Genomic DNA, 17,077 nt, shown 5'->3' with positions numbered 1-17,077 from the left:
CCGCGAGGTGGACGGGCTCCGTCATGTCCAACAGCGCTGTTACGCGGCGGACACCGCGGCGTCCGGCACGCTGCCGTCGTCCGCCACGAGGTGGCACGCCACCTGCCGCGTGAGCGACGGGTCCGCCGCCACCGGCAGGGTCCGCAGTTCCGGTGCCTCGGTACGGCACCGCTCCGTGGCCAGCGGGCACCGCGTGTGGAAGTGGCAGCCGGGTGGCGGGTCCAGCGGGCTGGGCAGGTCGCCGCCGAGCACGATCCGGCTGCGGCGTCGCTGCTCGGCCGGGTCGGGCACCGGCGCCGCGGAGAGCAGCGCCTGCGTGTACGGGTGCTTCGGCGCGGCGAACAGCTCTGCGGCCGGGGCCTGTTCGACGATCCGGCCCAGGTACATCACCGCGATGCGGTCCGCCAGATACTCCACGGCCGCGAGGTCGTGGGTGATGAACAGGCAGCCGAAGCCCCGGTCGCGCTGGAGGTCCGCGAGCAGGTTGAGAACGGACGCCTGCACGGACACGTCGAGCGCCGAGGTCGGCTCGTCGGCCACCAGCAGGTCCGGGCCGACCGACAGAGCCCGTGCGATCGAGACCCGCTGGCGCTGGCCACCGGAGAGCTCGTGGGGATTGCGGTCGGCGAGTTCGGGCCGCAGGCCCACCTGGGCGAGGAGCTCGTCCACCCGGCGCGAGGCCTCGGCACGGTTCGCCATCCTGTGCAGCCGCAGCGGCTCCGCGATGATCTGCCGGATCGTCATCCTGGGGTTGAGGGAGGACGAGGGGTCCTGGAAGACCAGGTGGAAGTCCTTGCGCAGGGGCCGCAGTTCGCGCGGAGAGAGCGCGGTGATGTCCCTCCCGTTGATCTCCACACTGCCGCCGGTCGGCCGGTCCAGGCGCACGACGCACCGCCCGACCGTCGACTTGCCGCTGCCCGACTCCCCGACGAGGCCCACGACCTCACCCGGCATGATCGTCAGCGACACCCCGTCGACCGCCTTCACGGAGCCGCCGGACCCGTCGAAGTGCCGCTTCAGATCGTGCACGGCCAGCACCGGAGCTCCGGTGCCCGGGGTGCGGGCGGGTGGGACGAGGCTGGCGCTCATCGGTCGGTTCCCTTGCTCGCGGCGGGTCGGGCCGGCGCGGAGTCGGCCGCACCGGACGGGTGGTGACAGGCGATCAGGTGCGTGCCGGCGGACCTGCTCAGCGGCGGCCGGTCCGTCAGGCAGTCCGCGTCCGCCGAGGCGCAGCGCGGGGCGAAGCTGCACCCGGCGGGCTGCTCGCGCAGATCGGGCACGAGGCCGGGTATCTCGTTGAGCCGGTCGCGGCCGTTCGCGCCCCGGCTGCCGGGACGCAGTACGGCTCCGAGCAGACCCCGGGTGTAGGGGTGCTGCGGGGAGGCGAACAGCTCGTCCACCGAGGCCTGTTCGACGGGGCGGCCCGCGTACATCACCAGGACCCGGTCGGCGGCGTCCGCGACGACTCCGAGGTCGTGCGTGATGAGCACGATCGCGGTCCCGAGCCGGTCCCGGAGTGAGCGCAGCACATCGAGGATGCCCGCCTGCACGGTCACGTCGAGGGCGGTCGTCGGCTCGTCGGCGATCAGGACCGCGGGGTCGCACGCGACGGCGATCGCGATCATCACGCGCTGCCGCATTCCGCCGGACAGCTGGTGCGGGTACTCGTCGACCCGCTTGTGCGGCGCGGGGATGCCGACGATGCCGAGCAGTTCGACGGCCCGCTCCCTGGCCTCGCGCCGGCCGAGGCCCTGGTGGCGGCGGAGCACCTCGGTGATCTGCCGGCCGATGGTGAGCACCGGATTGAGCGAGGTCATCGGCTCCTGGAAGATCATCGACAGCCGGCGGCCGCGCAGCGAGCGCAGCTTCTTCTCCGGCGCGCCGACCAGCTCCTCGCCGTCCAGGGTGATGGACCCGCCGATCCTGGCGGTCGGCGGGAGCAGCCCCATCACGGCCATGGAGGTGACGGACTTGCCGCAGCCGGACTCGCCGACCACGGCCAGCACCTCGCCGGGTGCCAGGTCGTAGGAGACACCGTCCACGGCGTGTACGGTGCGCTCCGCGCCGTGGAAGGAGACCGTGAGATCGCGGACCCGGAGCACCGGCGCGGCGGCCGCGGTGGACGTATCGACTTGGGTCACCGGGAGCCTCCGCGGGGGTCGAGGATGTCGCGGACACCGTCACCGAGCAGGTTGAACGCCAGAGTGGCGAGCACGATGACGAGGCCGGGGAAGACCGCCATCCAGGGCGCGTCCGCGATGAACGGCTGGGCGCTGGAGAGCATCACACCGAGCGAGGGCGAGGGCGGCTGCACCCCGAGACCGAGGAAGCTGAGCACCGCCTCGCCGATGATCGCGGACGGGATGCCCACGGTGGCCTGCACAATGAGGGTCGAGGTGGCGTTCGGCAGGATGTGGCGGAACAGGATCACGCCGTCACCGCCGCCGTTGGCCGTAGCGGCACCGACGTAGTCCAGGTGCTTGAGCCGCAGGGTCTCGGCACGGGTGACGCGCACGATGCCCGGGATCTGCGAGATGCCGATCGCGATGGTCGCGTTCTCCAGGGACGGGCCCATCACCGCGGCGAGGCCCACGGCCAGCACCAGGAACGGGAACGCCAGCATGGTGTCGGTCAGCCGGGAGACCGCCGTGTCGGCGAACCTCCCGTAGTAGCCGGCCACCAGCCCGAGCGGCACGGCCACGACGAAGGCCAGCAGCACGGCCAGCACCCCGACCTGCATGGACGCGGTGACCCCGACGAGCACCCGGGACAGCTGGTCGCGGCCCAGGTCGTCGGTGCCCAGCCAGTGCGACCAGCTGGGCTCCCGCAGCGCCGCGTCGAAGTCCGGCAGCGCCGGGTCGTACGGGGCGATGAGCGGTGCGACCAGGGCGACGAGGACGAATAGGGCGGAGAGCACCGCACCCACGAGCGCCAGCCGGTTGCGCCGGAGCCGGCGCAGCGAGGTGGCGAGCCGCGCGGCCCTGGTGGGCGGCCGGGACGCGGGAGGCGCCGTGGCGGGCGGGGCGGGCGCCGCCGCCGTCGACGGGGAGAGGGTCATCGGGAACCTCCGAGCCGGATGCGCGGGTCGACGACCGAGTACAGGAAGTCGACCAGCAGGTTGATCAGGATGTAGGCGGCCGAGGTGAACAGCACGACGCCCTGCACCATGGCGTAGTCACGGGTGAAGACCGCGTCGATGGTGAGCTTGCCGAAGCCGGGCAGTACGAAGACCTGCTCGGTGACGACGGCACCGGAGATCAGGTGGCCGAGCTGCAGGCCCAGCACGGTGATCACAGTGACGAGCGAGTTGCGCAGCCCGTGCCGGCCGATCACCGCGGCCGGGGCGAGCCCCTTGGCACGTGCGGTGCGCACGTAGTCCGAGGACATGGCGTCGATCATCGCCGCCCTGGTCTGGCGCATCACCACCGCGGCGAGGCCGGAGCCGAGCACGATGGCGGGCAGTACCAGCCGCCGCAGGTTCTCCAGGGGATCGGTGCTGAACGGTACGAAGCCGGAGGCCGCGAACACCGGCATGGCGATGGCGAACACCAGCACCAGCACGATGCCCAGCCAGAACGCGGGGATCGACATGCCGAGCAGGGCGATGCCGTTGGCCAGCCACTCCTCGGGCCTGCCGCGCCGCACGGCGGCCATGACCCCGGCCCCGATACCGACGACCACGGCCATCAGCAGGGACAGCGCGGCCAGTTCCAGCGTGATGGGCAGGGCCTGGGTGATGGAGTCGAGCACCGGCAGCCCGGTCCGGGCCGAGGTGCCGAAGTCGCCCGTGGCCGCGTTGCTGACGTAGCGCCAGTACTGGACGGCGATGTTGTCGTCGAGCCCGTACTCGGAGCGGATCGCGGCCAGCACCTCCGGGGAGGTCTGTTCACCGGCCAGCGCCTGAGCGGTGTCGCCGGGCATCGCGCGGACCCCGAGGAACACGGTGATGCTGACGAGCACCATCGTCACCAGCGACTGGCCGATGCGGCGGCTCACGTACGACGTGAGCAGTCTGCGGAGGGTGGTCACCGGCTCCCCTTCGTGTATCCGGCTTCCTTGACCCTGATCAGGCCGTCACCGGAGAGCTTGATGCCGCTCACGTCCTGCGAGGCGGAGACGTAGCTGATGTTGCGGTAGAGGTAGATGACGCCGTGCTGCTTGTTGATCGCGGCGGTGAGCTTGCGGTAGATCTCGCGGCGCCCGGCCACGTCGGAGGTGCTGCGCCCCTCCACGATCAGACGGTCGATCGCCGGGTCGGAGAGCTTGCCCTGGTTGTTGCTGCCCTTGGTGCCGACGAGGCTGTCGATGTTGCCCGCGGGATCGGGCTGACCGCCCCAGCCGCCGGTCCTCGCCTGGAAGTCGCCCGCCAGGGTCCGGGTCAGCCCGGTCGCGAACTCGGTCGGGCGCAGCTTGACGTCGAAGCCGGCGTCGGCGGCCATGGCCTGCACGACCTGGCCGAGACGGCTGTCCTCCGGAGTGGTGTTGATCATCAGCTCCAGCGGTACCGGCGTCTTGACCCCGGCCTCATCGAGCAGCCGCTTCGCCTTCTCCACGTCCCGCCCCGGGCAGGTGACCGGGGAGCTGAGGGGCGTCCCCGGCGGCACCGGGCCGCAGGCCGGTTCGTACATGCCCTGGAAGACCAGCTTGTTGATCAGCGCCCGGTCCAGCGACAGGTCGAAGGCCTCCCGGACCCGCACATCGCGGCCGAAGGGGCTGTCGACCGGGCTGGGGTCCTTGTCGATGCCGTGCGAGTTGGCGACGTTGAGGGTCAGCGCCATGTAGCCGAGCGACGGGGTGTTCAGGAGCTGGAGTCCCTTCTCACCCATCGAGTTGCGGACCTCGACCGGGCCCATCTGGTCACCGATCTGTACGTCACCCGAGCGGATGTTGGCCATCCGGATGGAGCCGTCGGTGATCGTCTTGTAGATGACGCCGTCGAGATGGACCTTGTCCGCGTCGTAGTACAGCGGGTCCTTCTTCAGCTCGATCCGGTCCCCGACGACCCGCTTGACGTACTTGAACGGGCCGACGCAGGACGGATGGGCCGCGAAGTCGGCCCCGTACTTCTTGATCGCCTTCGGGGACATGATCAGCCCGGCGGTGTTGGCCAGCCGGCCGAGCAGCGGTACGTCGGGGTGGCTCAGCGAGAGCCGCACGGTGTACGGGCCGGTCGCGGTGACCTTCTCGACGGAGTCGATCTCGGAGGCCCGGCCGGAGCCGCGCAGATGCAGGTGGCGGTCGAGCGAGGCCTTCACCGCGGCGGCGTCCAGCCGGGCACCGTCACTGAACCTGGCGCCCTCGCGGACGGTGAAGGTGAAGGTGCGTCCGCCGTCGGTGATCTTCGGCAGGGTGGCGGCCAGCTGCGGGACGAACGTGTTGTCCTGGTCGACGTCGTAGAGCTGTTCGCACATGGAGGTGAACACGGTGCGGGCGACCAGCGTCGTGGTGAGGCTCGGGTCGAGCCTGTCGGGATCGGACTTCAGCCCGATCGTGACCGTGCCGCCGTCGCGGACGGGACGCATGTCGGTGAGGCGCGGCTGGGCGGTGGTCTCCTTGCCGGGCGGCGAGAGCGAGCTGCATGCGGTGGTGATCGCCAGCAGTGCGGCCACCGACAGAGCGGCCGGAATTTGACGCATGGGATCGAGCCTCCTTGGGGACGGCAGGGGGGCAGGACGGCGCAACGAGCACCGGCGTGGGGACGCGTGGGCACTCGTTGGCTACTCGTTGAGCCGAACGGTATACCAGAAGCCTTCGGGCTCATCGAAGGGCGAGCGACCCCGTTTGCCGCATTTGCAGCGGAATTTGGCGCATGAATCGGGCAAGTCGGCCTGAAGGATTTTCGAAAGAAATCGTGACTTGAGATCGACTTGGTATACCGACCTGATCGGGTGGATTGGTGGGCGGTCTGGTCGACGGAGCTGGGGGAGGCGCCTCGGGCCCGGCCGCCGTCGGCGAAGGGGTGGCTGGAAACGGTCCCCGGACATGGCAAAGGGCGGGGCGGGGAGGAGGCCGCCTCGGGCGAACCTCTCCCCACCCCGCCCCGATGTCCCCGGGCGGGATTACGCTCCCGTTACCGCTTCTTGCCACCCTGCTTCGGGTCCAGCAGGCCGGCCCGACGAAGCGCGTCGGCCATCGCCCCGTTGGCCGGAGCCGCGGCCGGAGCCTGGCGACCGCCGCCGTTGCCGCCGCCGTTGCCGCCGCGCCGGTCACGCCCCTGGCCGCCGGCCTGAGTGCCACGCGGCCCCGCGCCGCCCTGGCCCTGCCGCTGGCGCGGCGGGCGTCCGCCCCGCTCGCCGCCCGAGCCGTTGGAGCCGCCGGACCCGGAATCGCCGCCCGCCCCGGCCCGTGCGCCCGCACCCGCACCCGCCCCGGCCTCGTCGTCCAGACGCAGCGTCAGCGAGATCCGCTTGCGCGGGATGTCGACCTCCATGACCTTGACCTTGACGACGTCACCCGGCTTCACGACATCACGCGGATCCTTGACGAACGTCCTCGACATCGCGGACACATGCACCAGGCCGTCCTGGTGCACCCCGACATCCACGAACGCGCCGAACGCCGCGACGTTCGTCACGACTCCCTCCAGTACCATCCCGGACGCCAGGTCACCGAGCTTCTCGACGCCCTCCTTGAAGGTGGCCGTCTTGAACGCCGGACGCGGGTCGCGCCCCGGCTTCTCCAGCTCCTTGAGGATGTCGGTGACGGTCGGCAGCCCGAACTTCTCGTCCACGAAGTCGTCGGCCCGCAGCGACCGCAGCACATCCGTGTTGCCGACCAGGGACGCGACGTCACTGCCCGTCCGCTTCACCATCGCCCGGACCACCGGGTACGCCTCCGGGTGCACGCTGGAGGCGTCCAGCGGGTCGTCACCCCGGATCCGCAGGAAGCCCGCGCACTGCTCGTACGCCTTCGGGCCGAGCCTGGCCACGTCCTTGAGCCCCTTGCGGGAACGGAACGGGCCGTTGGTGTCGCGGTGCGCGACGATGTTCTCCGCGAGCCCCGAGCCGATCCCGGAGACCCGCGAAAGCAGCGGCGCCGAAGCGGTGTTGACGTCGACGCCGACCCCGTTCACACAGTCCTCGACGACCGCGTCCAGCGAGCGCGACAGCTTCACCTCGGACAGGTCGTGCTGGTACTGCCCGACCCCGATCGACTTCGGGTCGATCTTCACCAGCTCCGCCAGCGGGTCCTGGAGGCGGCGTGCGATCGAGACGGCGCCGCGCAACGAGACGTCCATGTCCGGGAGTTCCTGCGAGGCGAAGGCGGACGCCGAGTACACGGAGGCGCCGGCCTCCGACACCATCACCTTGGTGAGCTTCAACTCCGGGTGCTTTTCGCACAGTTCACCGGCGAGCTTGTCCGTCTCGCGGGAGGCGGTGCCGTTGCCGATCGCGATGAGATCGACGTGGTGGGTCTTCGCCAGCCGCTCCAGCGTGGCCAGCGACTGGTCCCACTTGTTGGCGGGCACGTGCGGGTGGATCACATCGGTCGCCACGACCTTGCCGGTCGCGTCGACGACGGCGACCTTCACCCCGGTACGGAACCCCGGGTCGAGCCCCAGCGTGGCCCGCGTCCCGGCAGGCGCGGCGAGCAGCAGATCGCGCAGGTTCGACGCGAAGACACGTACCGCCTCGTCCTCCGCCGCCGTGCGCAGCCGCAGCCGCAGGTCGATGCCGAGGTGGACCAGGATCCGGGTGCGCCAGGCCCAGCGCACGGTGTCGGCCAGCCACTTGTCCCCGGGACGGCCCCGGTCGTTCACCCCGAAGCGCCGGGCGACCATGTTCTCGTACGAGGAGGGGCCGGGCTCCGGGGACGGCTCCTCGGGTTCCAGGACGAGGTCGAGGACGTCCTCCTTCTCGCCCCGCAGCATCGCGAGCACCCGGTGCGAGGGCAGCGCGGTGAACGGCTCGGTGAAGTCGAAGTAGTCCGCGAACTTGGCGCCCGCCTCCTCCTTGCCGTCCCGCACCTTCGCCACCAGCCGGCCCCGCGTCCACATGCGCTCACGCAGCTCGCCGGTCAGGTCGGCGTCCTCCGAGAAGCGCTCCGCGAGAATGGCGCGGGCCCCCTCCAGAGCCGCCGCCGGGTCCGCGACGCCCTTGTCCGCGTCGACGAACGGGGCGGCCGCGACGAGCGGGTCCGCCGACGGATCGTCCAGCAGGCCCGAGGCGAGCGGTTCGAGCCCGGCCTCCCGGGCGATCTGCGCCTTCGTCCGCCGCTTCGGCTTGAACGGCAGATAGATGTCCTCAAGACGCGCCTTCGTGTCGGCGGCCCGGATCCGCGCCTCCAGCGCGCTGTCGAGCTTGCCCTGCTCCCGTACGGATTCGAGGATCGCGGCACGGCGGTCCTCCAGCTCCCGCAGATAGCGCAGCCGCTCCTCGAGCGTGCGCAGCTGCGCGTCGTCGAGCATCTCGGTAGCTTCCTTGCGGTAGCGCGCGATGAACGGCACGGTCGATCCGCCGTCGAGCAGCTCGACGGCCGCCCTCACCTGTCGCTCCCGTACGCCGAGCTCCTCGGCGATCCTGCCTTCGATGGACGTCGTCACGGTTCTACCGACTCGCCTTCTCCTGCTGGCTGTGCTGGTCGGGCCCGGGGGCCGGCCGTGCGGGCCGGACCGGAGCCACTCGCCTGCATTCTGCCGGGTGGCCGGGCGCCGTGTCGCCCGGCCACCCCACAATCCGGCCGTCGGCTGCGCGTCCGGTCAGCCGGTCGCCTCCGCCGGGAACGCGCCCGCGGCGAACGCCGTGGCGAGGAAACCCCGGCCCAGCTCGGTCAGCCGGGCCACTCCGGCGCCGCCCAGGTGTTCGTACGGGGCGAGGTCCATCCGGTCCGTGGACTCCTCGACGCCGGCCCGGAGCGCGGTGCCCTCCTGCGTCAACTCGCCCTCGGCGGTGAGCAGTCCGCGCTCGCGCAGCCGCTCGGACGCGGCCTCCCAGTCGGTGCGCCGCCAGCCGCGGGTGACCAGGATCCAGCGCGGCGCCATGCCCTTGCCGGTGGCGGTGTGGCTGACCAGGGCCTCCAGCGGGTCGAGGCCGGCCGCGACGAGGGCGGCGAGATGGGCGTCGCCGCGGTGTTCCCGCAGCAGGGTCGCGGCGTGCCAGTACGCCAGGTGCGGCTGGTCCGGCACCGGGAGATCGGCATGGGCGGCGTAGAGCGGCCGGGCGTGTCGCGTACAGCCCTCGGTGGCGCGCAGGGCGAGCTGCGCGGCCTCCGCCATCTCGGGCGAGGTGATGATCTCCTCGCCGAGCAGCCTGCGCAGCGTGGAGTCGGCGGCGCGCAGCCGGGCCGCCAGGACCTGGCCCGGTGAGGCGGTGTCCCAGACGGCGGGCACGTGCCGGGCGACGAGCTCGTGGTTGAAGTTGTAGAAGGTCGCGGTGACCGTACCCGCCCCGACGGCGCCCATCGCGGCCGAGCGGGCGGCGAAGTACGCGGCGGAGGAGTCGGTGATCCCGATCCCGGCGAGCTCCTTGCCGAGGTCGGGGGAGAAGTAGAGCGCGGAGTGCAGGGGGTTGAGGGCGTTGTGGCAGCGGCGTCCGGCACGGGGCGGGAGAGTACTCATACCCCGCACGTTACCGACTGGTCGGTACGTGCCGGAACCCCGGGCCGCGAATCAGGTACGCCACGACGCGTCATGGCAGGAAAGGTGGGGAACCCGTCATTGCGGCCATCCGGGCCGAGGCTCAGGATGGCGGACATGAAGCAGCGATCCGTGCTCGTCGTGCTCTTCGACGGCGTCCAGAGCCTCGATGTGAGCGGCCCGATGGAGGTCTTCGCCGGAGCGTCCCGGTCCCCGGAGATCTCGTACGACCTGCGCACCGCCTCGCTGGACGGCGCCCCGGTCCGCTCGTCGAGCGGCCTCACGCTCGTCCCCGACAGCCGGCTCGCGGACGCCGGAGCGGCCCACACCCTCCTGGTCCCCGGCGGCGCGGGTACCCGCGACCCCGACCCCGCCCTGATCGACTGGCTGCGCGGGCACGCCCCGCACGCGGAGCGTCTCGTCTCCGTCTGCACCGGCGCCCTGCTGCTCGCCTCGGCCGGGCAGCTGGACGGGCACCGGGTGACCACGCACTGGACGGTCTGCGACCACCTCGCCCGCACCCATCCGGCCGTCGAGGTCGACCCGGAACCCATCTTCGTGCGGGACGGCAGACTGGCCACCTCGGCCGGGGTCACCGCGGGCATCGACCTGGCGCTGGCACTCGTCGAGGAGGACCACGGCCGGGAGGTGGCGCTCGCCATCGCCCGGCATCTGGTGGTCTTCCTGCGCAGGCCGGGGAACCAGGCCCAGTTCAGCGCCCAGCTCACCGCCCAGACGGCCCGCCGCGAACCGCTGCGCGAGGTCCAGCACTGGATCACCGAACACCCCGGCGGGGACCTGTCCGTCGAGGCACTCGCCGCTCGCGCCCGGCTCTCGCCGCGCCACTTCGCCCGTGCGTTCCACGCCGAGACCGGTATGACGCCCGGCCGGTACGTCGACCGCGTCCGCCTCGAACAGGCCCGCAGGCTGCTGGAGGACACCTCCGACGGTGTCGCCGGCATCGCGCGGCTGTGCGGCTACGGCACTCCGGAGGCGATGCGCCGCGCGTTCGTCAAGGCGCTGGGCACCGCACCCGCCGAATACCGCAGACGGTTCGCCCCTCGGCCGCAGGACCCGCCCCCCGGCCGGACCGCCCCCGCCGACCCCCGGCCCCTCACCATCGGTCTCTGACCGGAAGGAAGGCAGCACCATGCAGATCGCCATCGTCCTCTTCGACCGCTTCACCGCGCTCGATGCCGTCGGACCCTACGAGATCCTGTCCCATGCCCCCGGCGCGGAGACCGTCTTCGTCGCCGAGCGCACCGGACCGGTGCGCAACGACTCCGGCAGCCTGTCGCTGGTCGCGGACCGGACGCTCGAAGAGGTCCCGGCGCCCGATCTGGTGATCGTTCCCGGTGGTCCGGGGCAGAGCGCCCAGATGACGAACGAGACCCTGCTCGACTGGCTGCGCGCCGCCGATGCCACCAGCACCTGGACGACCTCCGTGTGCACCGGTTCACTGCTGCTCGCGGCCGCCGGACTCCTGAAGGGACGGCGCGGGACCTCGCACTGGCTCGCCCTCGACACGCTGAAGGAGTACGGCGTGGAGCCGGCCGCCGAACGCGTCGTCATCGACGGCAAGTACGTCACGGGCGCCGGCGTCTCGTCCGGTATCGACATGGCACTCACCCTGCTCGGCCGGATCGCCGGGGACCGGTACGCGCAGTCCGTGCAGCTGCTGGCCGAGTACGACCCGCAGCCGCCCTACGACGCCGGGTCCCCCGAGAAGGCGCCGGCCGCGATCGTCGAGGAGTGGCGCGCCAAGAGCCGCTTCGTCCTCAGCTGAGGGGAGCGCTCACTCCCGGGCCGGCCAGGTGAAGTGCGGCGCGCGCCGCTCCAGGAAAGCGGCGACCCCCTCGGCCGTGTCGCCGCTGCGGCGGGCCTGGTCCGCCCAGTGGGCGTCCCGGTCCTCGCGCCCCGCGGCGAACTCCTTGGCGGCCGCCTGGGTCAGTTGCGAACGGGACACCAGGACCCGTGCGTAGGCCCCGACCCGTACGTCCAGCTCACCGGCCGGCAGCACCTCGTCGACCAGGCCGGTCCGCAGCGCCCGCCCGGTGCCGATCAGCTCGCCGGAGAACAGCAGGTGCTTCGCCGTCGCCGGGCCGGTCAGCGCGACCAGCCGGCGGGTCGAGGACGCGGGGTAGACGATGCCGAGCCTGGCGGGGGTGACCCCGAACGACGCGCCCTCCTCGGCGAACCGCAGATCGCAGGCCGCCGCCAGCTGGCTTCCCCCGCCCACGCAGTAGCCGCGCACCGCGGCGAGCGTCGGCCGGGGGAACGCGGCCAGTGCCTCCTCGGCGGCCACCGCGAGCTCCTGCGGGGCGTGTGCCGGGTCGCGGAGGGAGGGGATGTCCGCCCCGGCGCAGAAGGTGTCCCCGGCGCCCGTCAGCACCAGGGCACGCACCGAGGGATCGGCGGCCAGATCCGTGAGCAGCACCGGCACCGACCGCCACATCGCGGCCGTCATGGCGTTGCGCTTGGCCGGATTGCTGATGACGAGGGTGGCGACGCCGTCCGCGACGGTGAGCTCCAGCCGGGGTTCCGTACGGTCCATGCGCCGGATGCTATCCGTACCGTTCGAACCTATGATCAAGAAGGGGTCACGCAGCAGGTACGCACCCCGAGGAGCTTCCGGTGGCCGATCCCGTAAAAGAAGGCAGGAAGCTCAGCCGCAGCTTCGGCGGCCTCGCCCTGCTGGGCGGCGTGCTCGTCGTCGCCGGTCTGGTGGGTCTCGTCTACACCGGCGTCGCGACGCTCACCTCGATGATCCTCTTCGGCTGGCTGCTGCTGATCGGCGGCCTGGTCGGGCTGCTCCACGCGATCCAGTCGCGCGGCACCAACTTCTTCTGGCTGGGCGTGGTGGTCGCCGCCCTGAACATCGCCGCCGGGGTCGTGGTCATCCGCCACCCGCACGGCACGGCCGAGGCGCTGACCATGTTCGCCGCCCTGCTCTTCCTGACCGGTGGGGTGTTCCGCCTCGTCGGCAGCGTCGTGGTGCGCGGCCCGCAGTTCGGCTGGACCCTGCTGCAGGGAGCCTTCGGACTGCTGCTGGGTCTGCTGGTCCTCTTCGACTGGCCGCACAGCAGCCTCTACGTGCTCGGCTGCTTCTTCTCGCTCGCGCTGCTCTTCGACGGACTCGGGCTCATCGCGATCGGTGTGGGCGGCCGCCGGATCGTCTCCATGGTCTCGGACCAGCTGACGCCGGCCGGAGGGACACCCGTGACGGGCCAGGACCGCACGGGGGCGGACCGGGCCGGGCCGGAGAAGGGTTCGGGAGACGAGCAAAAGCGGTCTGAGGGCTGACGTATTCGCAGCTGTCCGGTCAAGTTCTGTCGATAGGAGTCGACTTCCGCGCAGTGGCACGGACCGGACCAACTACGCCCCGCACCCTGTACTCGACGTGCAGTCACCATCGAGTGGAGAGCGGGTACCGGTCTATGGAGAGCCGCGGGAGTGTCCCCGCCGGGCCCGTGTCGTACGAAGGGGTCTGGCGGTTCACCGCCCCGGCCACGGATGTGTCCGTACCCCGGGCCAGGTACGCCGTACGCGATCTGCTGGACCGCCAGGGCGTACCCCTGGACGAGGACATCGCCCAGGGGCTGCTGCTCATCGTCTCCGAGCTGGTCACCAACGCCGTGAAGCACGCGGCACTGCTCTCCCCGGAGCTCGCCGTGGAGGTGGCGGTGGACGCCGCATGGGTACGGGTGTCCGTCGAGGACAACCACCCGTACCGTCCGACGGCGCTGGAGACCGACTACGCGCAGACGGGCGGCCGTGGGCTGCTGCTGGTGCGGGAGATCACCAGAGAGGCCGGCGGGGTCTGCGACGTGGAGCACACCGCGGGCGGCGGAAAGGTCATCTGGGCGGCGCTGCCGCTCAGCACGCGCCCCTGACCGGCCCCTCCGCGCCCGCGGTCGCCGGCTACCAGCCCGCGGCCGGGCCGGTCAGCTCACGGATCGCGGGCCGGGCCGCGTCCAGCACCGTCATGAACCATGCCGAGAAGGGCGCCTCGGCATGCCGCTCGGCCAGCTCCCCGGCCGACACGAAGGCCGTCTCGCCCACCTCCTCCGGATCCGGCCGCAGCCGCTCCTGGGCCATGCCCACGAAGAGGTGGTTGAACTCCTGCTCCACCAGACCCGAGGCGGGGTCCGGGTGGTTGTAGCGGACGGTGCCCGCCTCGGCCAGCAACGAGGGGGAGATGCCCAGCTCCTCGTACGTCCGCCGGGCGGCGGCGGCGAAGGGCGCCTCGCCCGGATACGGGTGACCGCAACAGGTGTTGGACCAGACACCGGGGGAGTGGTACTTCCCCAGGGCGCGCCGCTGCAGCAGCATCCGGCCCTGCTCGTCGAAGAGGAACACCGAGAAGGCGCGGTGCAGTTGGCCGGGTGCCTGGTGGGCAGCGAGCTTCTCCGCCGTGCCGATGGTGGTGCCGTTCTCGTCGACCAGTTCGAGCATGATCGCTTCTGCTGCGCCGTTCGACGAGCTGTTCGCCGCGGTGGCTGGTTTGGTCGGCATACCCATCCTTCGCTGTGGTCCCGGCCCCGTGCGCCGGTCCCGTCGAGTCTGCGCAAGTCTGCCGTACAAAAGCGGCTTGTCGGCACTTCGGGCCCTGGCATGTTCGGTCCGGCGGCGCCACGGGGACCGGACGCGCACGTCAGACCCCGAACGCCGCCGGATACTGGATCGTGCCCCGGGGCACGGTTGCGGAACCATCGAGGACCAGCGCCATCATCGCCCCGTCCGGCACCTCGAAGCCCGCCCGGATGCCGTACCGCGACGCGGGCACGAAGCCGAACCTCGGGTAGTACTCGGGATGGCCGAGCACCAGGATCAGTGACTCCCCGCGCAGTCGCGCCGCGTCGAGCGCGGCCCGTACCACCGCCTGCCCCGCGCCCCGGCGTTGGTGCTCGGGCGCCGTGGCCACCGGGGCGAGCGCCAGGGCGGGTGCGTCCCCGACCCGGCAGCGGGTCAGCAGGGCGTGGGCGGCCACGGAACCGTCGGCCGCGTCGGCGACGAAGGAGAGGCCGGGCAGCCAGGCCGCCGGGTCCTCGCGCAGCGCGTCGACCAGATCGGCCTCGGCCCGGGTCTCGAACGCGGCGGCGTTCACCGCGTGCACGGCGGCGATGTCCGCAGGCGTCTCGGGGCGGGCCGTCCAGTGCCGGGGCTGGTGGATTTCGGTCAAGACGAGGAACCTTTGATCGAGAGTGGATCCCACCGTACATCGGCGATTCCGGCGGCCTCCCGGCGGCCGTCGTGCGCTGTCGCCCGCCGGCGCGCACGGGTCCTCACGTGCTCAGCGGCACAGCTTCGCCTCGTGCTCGGCGTGCCCGCTCGGCTCCAGCTGGAAGGTGCAGTGCTCGACGTCGAAGTGGTCGCCGAGGCAGCCCTGCAGCTCGTGCAGGAGCTTCTCGTGCCCGATCGAGTCGAGCAGCTCCTGGTGCACCACCACATGGGCGGACAGCACCGGCATGCCGGAGGTGATCGTCCAGGCGTGCAGGTCGTGGACGTCCAGCACCCCGGGCAGGGCCGTGATGTGGTCGCGCACCTCACCCATGTCGACTCCCTTGGGCGCCGACTCCAGCAGGACGTTCAGGGTCTCCTTGAGCAGCTTCGCCGTACGCGGAACGATCATGAGGCCGATGAGCAGCGAGGCGATCGGGTCGGCGGCCTGCCAGCCCGTGGCCAGGATGATGCCCGCCGAGATCAGCACGGTCACCGAACCGAGGGTGTCCGCGAGCACCTCCAGATAGGCGCCCCGCACGTTCAGGCTGTCCTTCTGCCCGCGCATCAGCAGCGACAGCGACACCATGTTCGCCACCAGGCCGACCAGGGCGAAGGCGATCGTCAGCCCGCCCTTGGTCTCGGCCGGGCTGACGAACCGCTCGACCGCCTCGAAGAGGAGGTAGCCGCCGACCCCGAGCAGCAGCAGACAGTTGGCCAGCGCGGCGAGGATCTCGGCGCGGGCGTAGCCGAAGGTTCGGTTCGGTCCGGCCGGCCTGTTGGCGAAGTGGATCGCCAGCAGGGCCATGCCCAGGCCCAGCGCGTCGGTCGCCATGTGGGCCGCGTCGGCGATCAGTGCCAGGGAGCCGGAGACCAGCCCGCCGACGATCTCCATGACCGTCACGGTGAGCGTGATGCCCAGCGCGATCCGCAGCCGTCCCCGGTACGCGGCGGCCGCGGTGCCGGTGGGTGCGGGGCCGCCGTGCGTATGTCCGTGGTCGTGCCCAGCCCCCATGGGGACGCCTCCCGGTCGTCGCGCGGACCCGGACGCTTTTCGTCCGGGCAATGCCAGTGAACTACGGGCGGGGGGTATCGGGCAACACGGCAGTGAACACCGTTGCCAACTACTCTGACCTGCAGAAATGGCCGCAGGTCAGAGCGCCGGACGGGCCCTCGGGACGGCTCACGGGGCGGGCGGCGCGGGGTGGTGCAGCTGCCAGCCCCGCCAGGCCGACCCGACCATCTCGCGTACCCCGCGCCGGGCCTTCCAGCCCAGCTCCCCGGAGATCCGGTCGCAGGACGCCACCGCCTTCGAGGCGTCGCCGGGCCGCCTCGGGCCGGACTCGGGCCGCTGGTCCAGGCCGGTGACCTCCGCCACCAGATCCGCCAGCTCACGCACCGAGACGCCCTCGCCGCGTCCGATGTTGACGGTCAGGTCCCCGGGGCCGTCCTGGGCGCGAAGGCGCCGGGCGACCGCCAGGTGCGCGTCGGCCAGGTCCGAGACATGGATGTAGTCGCGGATGCAGGTGCCGTCCGGGGTGTCGTAGTCGTCACCGAAGATCAGCGGGGCCTCGCCGCGGGTGAGCCGGTCGAAGAACATCGGGATCACGTTGAAGACGCCGGTGTCCGAAAGCTCGGGCGCGGCCGCGCCCGCCACGTTGAAGTAACGCAGACAGCCGGTGGACAGGCCGTGCGCCCGCCCGGCCGCCCGCACCAGCCACTCCCCGGCGAGCTTCGTCTCCCCGTACGGGTTGATCGGTACGCAGGGGGCCTCCTCGGTGATCAGCTCCGCCTCCGGTACGCCGTACACCGCGGCCGACGAGGAGAACAGGAAACTCCGCACTCCGGCGGCCGCGACGGCCTCCAGCAGGACGGTCAGCCCGCCGATGTTCTCCCGGTAGTACAGGAGCGGCTTCTCGACGGACTCGCCGACCTGCTTCTTCGCCGCGAGATGGATCACACCGCTCACGCCGTGCAGGGCCAGCACCCGGTCCAGCAGCGCGCGGTCGGATGTCGAGCCCCGGACCAGCGGGACCCCGTCCGGCAGCCGGCCCGGATTGCCGGACGAGAGGTCGTCGAGAACGACCACCCGCTCACCGGCTTCCCCCAGGGCCCGCACCACATGTGCCCCGATATATCCCGCTCCGCCTGTGATCAGCCATGTCATGCGCGCCACCCTATGGGCAGGCCAACCGCGTTTTGTCAGGCGAGGCCGCCATCGACGATGATGATCGCGGGCGGCGCCGCATGATCCAGGCCCACCCGGAACGGAGCATAAACGGG

15 protein-coding genes and 1 pseudogene are annotated in these 17,077 nt (G+C 71.7%); 4 read left to right on the top strand and 12 right to left on the bottom strand.

Annotation, left to right across the window (positions count from 1 at the left end; genetic code table 11):
* Positions 1–39: 39 nt before the first annotated feature.
* From EDD93_RS35915 to EDD93_RS35885, 7 genes are all read right to left on the bottom strand, one after another.
* Positions 40–1,089, bottom strand: coding sequence for an ABC transporter ATP-binding protein (locus EDD93_RS35915; RefSeq protein WP_123530587.1), 1,050 nt, complete (start codon positions 1,087–1,089; stop codon positions 40–42).
* Positions 1,086–2,141 carry an ABC transporter ATP-binding protein gene (locus EDD93_RS35910; RefSeq protein ID WP_123530586.1) on the bottom strand — a complete coding sequence of 352 codons (1,056 nt, stop codon included), beginning with the start codon at positions 2,139–2,141 and terminating at the stop codon, positions 1,086–1,088. Before EDD93_RS35910 ends, EDD93_RS35915 begins: the two co-directional genes overlap by 4 nt.
* Positions 2,138–3,058: an ABC transporter permease gene (locus tag EDD93_RS35905; RefSeq protein ID WP_123530584.1), complete on the bottom strand. Its 921-nt coding sequence runs from the start codon at positions 3,056–3,058 to the stop codon at positions 2,138–2,140. Before EDD93_RS35905 ends, EDD93_RS35910 begins: the two co-directional genes overlap by 4 nt.
* On the bottom strand, positions 3,055–4,029 hold the full coding sequence (locus EDD93_RS35900; RefSeq protein WP_123530582.1) for an ABC transporter permease: 975 nt from the start codon (positions 4,027–4,029) through the stop codon (positions 3,055–3,057). The genes EDD93_RS35905 and EDD93_RS35900 overlap by 4 nt, the downstream gene beginning before the upstream one ends.
* Positions 4,026–5,636, bottom strand: a complete 1,611-nt coding sequence (locus EDD93_RS35895; protein ID WP_123530580.1) for an ABC transporter substrate-binding protein — start codon at positions 5,634–5,636, stop codon at positions 4,026–4,028. The genes EDD93_RS35900 and EDD93_RS35895 overlap by 4 nt, the downstream gene beginning before the upstream one ends.
* A 434-nt stretch (positions 5,637–6,070) precedes the next feature.
* Entirely contained in the window at positions 6,071–8,542 is a 2,472-nt protein-coding gene (locus EDD93_RS35890; RefSeq protein WP_123530578.1) for a Tex family protein, read from the bottom strand.
* 156 nt (positions 8,543–8,698) lie between these two features.
* Entirely contained in the window at positions 8,699–9,556 is an 858-nt protein-coding gene (locus tag EDD93_RS35885; RefSeq protein ID WP_123530576.1) for an SCO6745 family protein, read from the bottom strand.
* 135 nt (positions 9,557–9,691) lie between these two features.
* On the opposite strand from EDD93_RS35885, the gene EDD93_RS35880 reads away from it, so the two are divergent.
* Positions 9,692–10,705, top strand: coding sequence for a GlxA family transcriptional regulator (locus tag EDD93_RS35880; protein ID WP_123530574.1), 1,014 nt, complete (start codon positions 9,692–9,694; stop codon positions 10,703–10,705).
* Positions 10,706–10,724: 19 nt separating this feature from the next.
* The gene (locus tag EDD93_RS35875) at positions 10,725–11,360 is read left to right on the top strand and encodes a DJ-1/PfpI family protein (protein WP_123530572.1); all 636 of its coding nucleotides are present in this window, start codon (positions 10,725–10,727) and stop codon (positions 11,358–11,360) included.
* Between the two features lie 9 nt (positions 11,361–11,369).
* Here EDD93_RS35875 and EDD93_RS35870 read toward each other — a convergent pair whose 3' ends face one another.
* A complete protein-coding gene (locus EDD93_RS35870; RefSeq protein WP_123530570.1) occupies positions 11,370–12,128 on the bottom strand; it encodes an enoyl-CoA hydratase/isomerase family protein in 759 nt (252 codons plus the stop codon).
* 80 nt (positions 12,129–12,208) lie between these two features.
* Between EDD93_RS35870 and EDD93_RS35865 the strand changes: the two genes are divergently transcribed.
* Positions 12,209–12,877, top strand: a complete 669-nt coding sequence (locus EDD93_RS35865; protein WP_123530568.1) for an HdeD family acid-resistance protein — start codon at positions 12,209–12,211, stop codon at positions 12,875–12,877.
* 134 nt (positions 12,878–13,011) lie between these two features.
* Complete coding sequence (locus EDD93_RS35860; RefSeq protein WP_123530566.1) at positions 13,012–13,467, top strand: ATP-binding protein; 456 nt, start codon at positions 13,012–13,014, stop codon at positions 13,465–13,467.
* 28 nt (positions 13,468–13,495) lie between these two features.
* Here the strand turns inward: EDD93_RS35860 and idi are convergent, their stop codons facing one another.
* The 4 genes and pseudogenes from idi to galE form a co-directional block, all read right to left on the bottom strand.
* Positions 13,496–14,089, bottom strand: coding sequence for an isopentenyl-diphosphate Delta-isomerase (gene idi / locus EDD93_RS35855; protein ID WP_123530565.1), 594 nt, complete (start codon positions 14,087–14,089; stop codon positions 13,496–13,498).
* A 139-nt stretch (positions 14,090–14,228) separates the two neighbouring features.
* Positions 14,229–14,729: pseudogene (locus EDD93_RS35850) on the bottom strand (GNAT family N-acetyltransferase); the annotation flags it as partial.
* 138 nt (positions 14,730–14,867) lie between these two features.
* Entirely contained in the window at positions 14,868–15,809 is a 942-nt protein-coding gene (locus tag EDD93_RS35845; protein ID WP_123530561.1) for a cation diffusion facilitator family transporter, read from the bottom strand.
* Between the two features lie 168 nt (positions 15,810–15,977).
* Positions 15,978–16,961 (bottom strand): UDP-glucose 4-epimerase GalE, encoded by a 984-nt coding sequence (galE, locus tag EDD93_RS35840; protein ID WP_123530559.1) that lies wholly within the window; start codon positions 16,959–16,961, stop codon positions 15,978–15,980.
* Between the last annotated feature and the right edge of the window lie 116 nt (positions 16,962–17,077).

This window comes from Streptomyces sp. 840.1 (genome assembly GCF_003751445.1).
Classification (GTDB): domain Bacteria; phylum Actinomycetota; class Actinomycetes; order Streptomycetales; family Streptomycetaceae; genus Streptomyces.
The sequence above is the reverse complement of the archived record's forward strand: the minus strand, read 5'-3'. Positions and strand labels throughout refer to the sequence as shown.

Excerpts from the sequence above, each read along its gene's own strand:
- EDD93_RS35885 (WP_123530576.1), bottom strand. The coding sequence starts at position 9,556 with ATGAGTACTCTCCCGCCCCGTGCCGGACGCCGCTGCCACAACGCCCTC.
- idi (WP_123530565.1), bottom strand. The coding sequence starts at position 14,089 with ATGCCGACCAAACCAGCCACCGCGGCGAACAGCTCGTCGAACGGCGCA.
- EDD93_RS35880 (WP_123530574.1), top strand. The coding sequence starts at position 9,692 with ATGAAGCAGCGATCCGTGCTCGTCGTGCTCTTCGACGGCGTCCAGAGC.
- EDD93_RS35845 (WP_123530561.1), bottom strand. The coding sequence starts at position 15,809 with ATGGGGGCTGGGCACGACCACGGACATACGCACGGCGGCCCCGCACCC.
- EDD93_RS35860 (WP_123530566.1), top strand. The coding sequence starts at position 13,012 with ATGGAGAGCCGCGGGAGTGTCCCCGCCGGGCCCGTGTCGTACGAAGGG.
- EDD93_RS35915 (WP_123530587.1), bottom strand. The coding sequence starts at position 1,089 with ATGAGCGCCAGCCTCGTCCCACCCGCCCGCACCCCGGGCACCGGAGCT.
- EDD93_RS35870 (WP_123530570.1), bottom strand. The coding sequence starts at position 12,128 with ATGGACCGTACGGAACCCCGGCTGGAGCTCACCGTCGCGGACGGCGTC.
- EDD93_RS35875 (WP_123530572.1), top strand. The coding sequence starts at position 10,725 with ATGCAGATCGCCATCGTCCTCTTCGACCGCTTCACCGCGCTCGATGCC.
- EDD93_RS35905 (WP_123530584.1), bottom strand. The coding sequence starts at position 3,058 with ATGACCCTCTCCCCGTCGACGGCGGCGGCGCCCGCCCCGCCCGCCACG.
- galE (WP_123530559.1), bottom strand. The coding sequence starts at position 16,961 with ATGACATGGCTGATCACAGGCGGAGCGGGATATATCGGGGCACATGTG.
- EDD93_RS35895 (WP_123530580.1), bottom strand. The coding sequence starts at position 5,636 with ATGCGTCAAATTCCGGCCGCTCTGTCGGTGGCCGCACTGCTGGCGATC.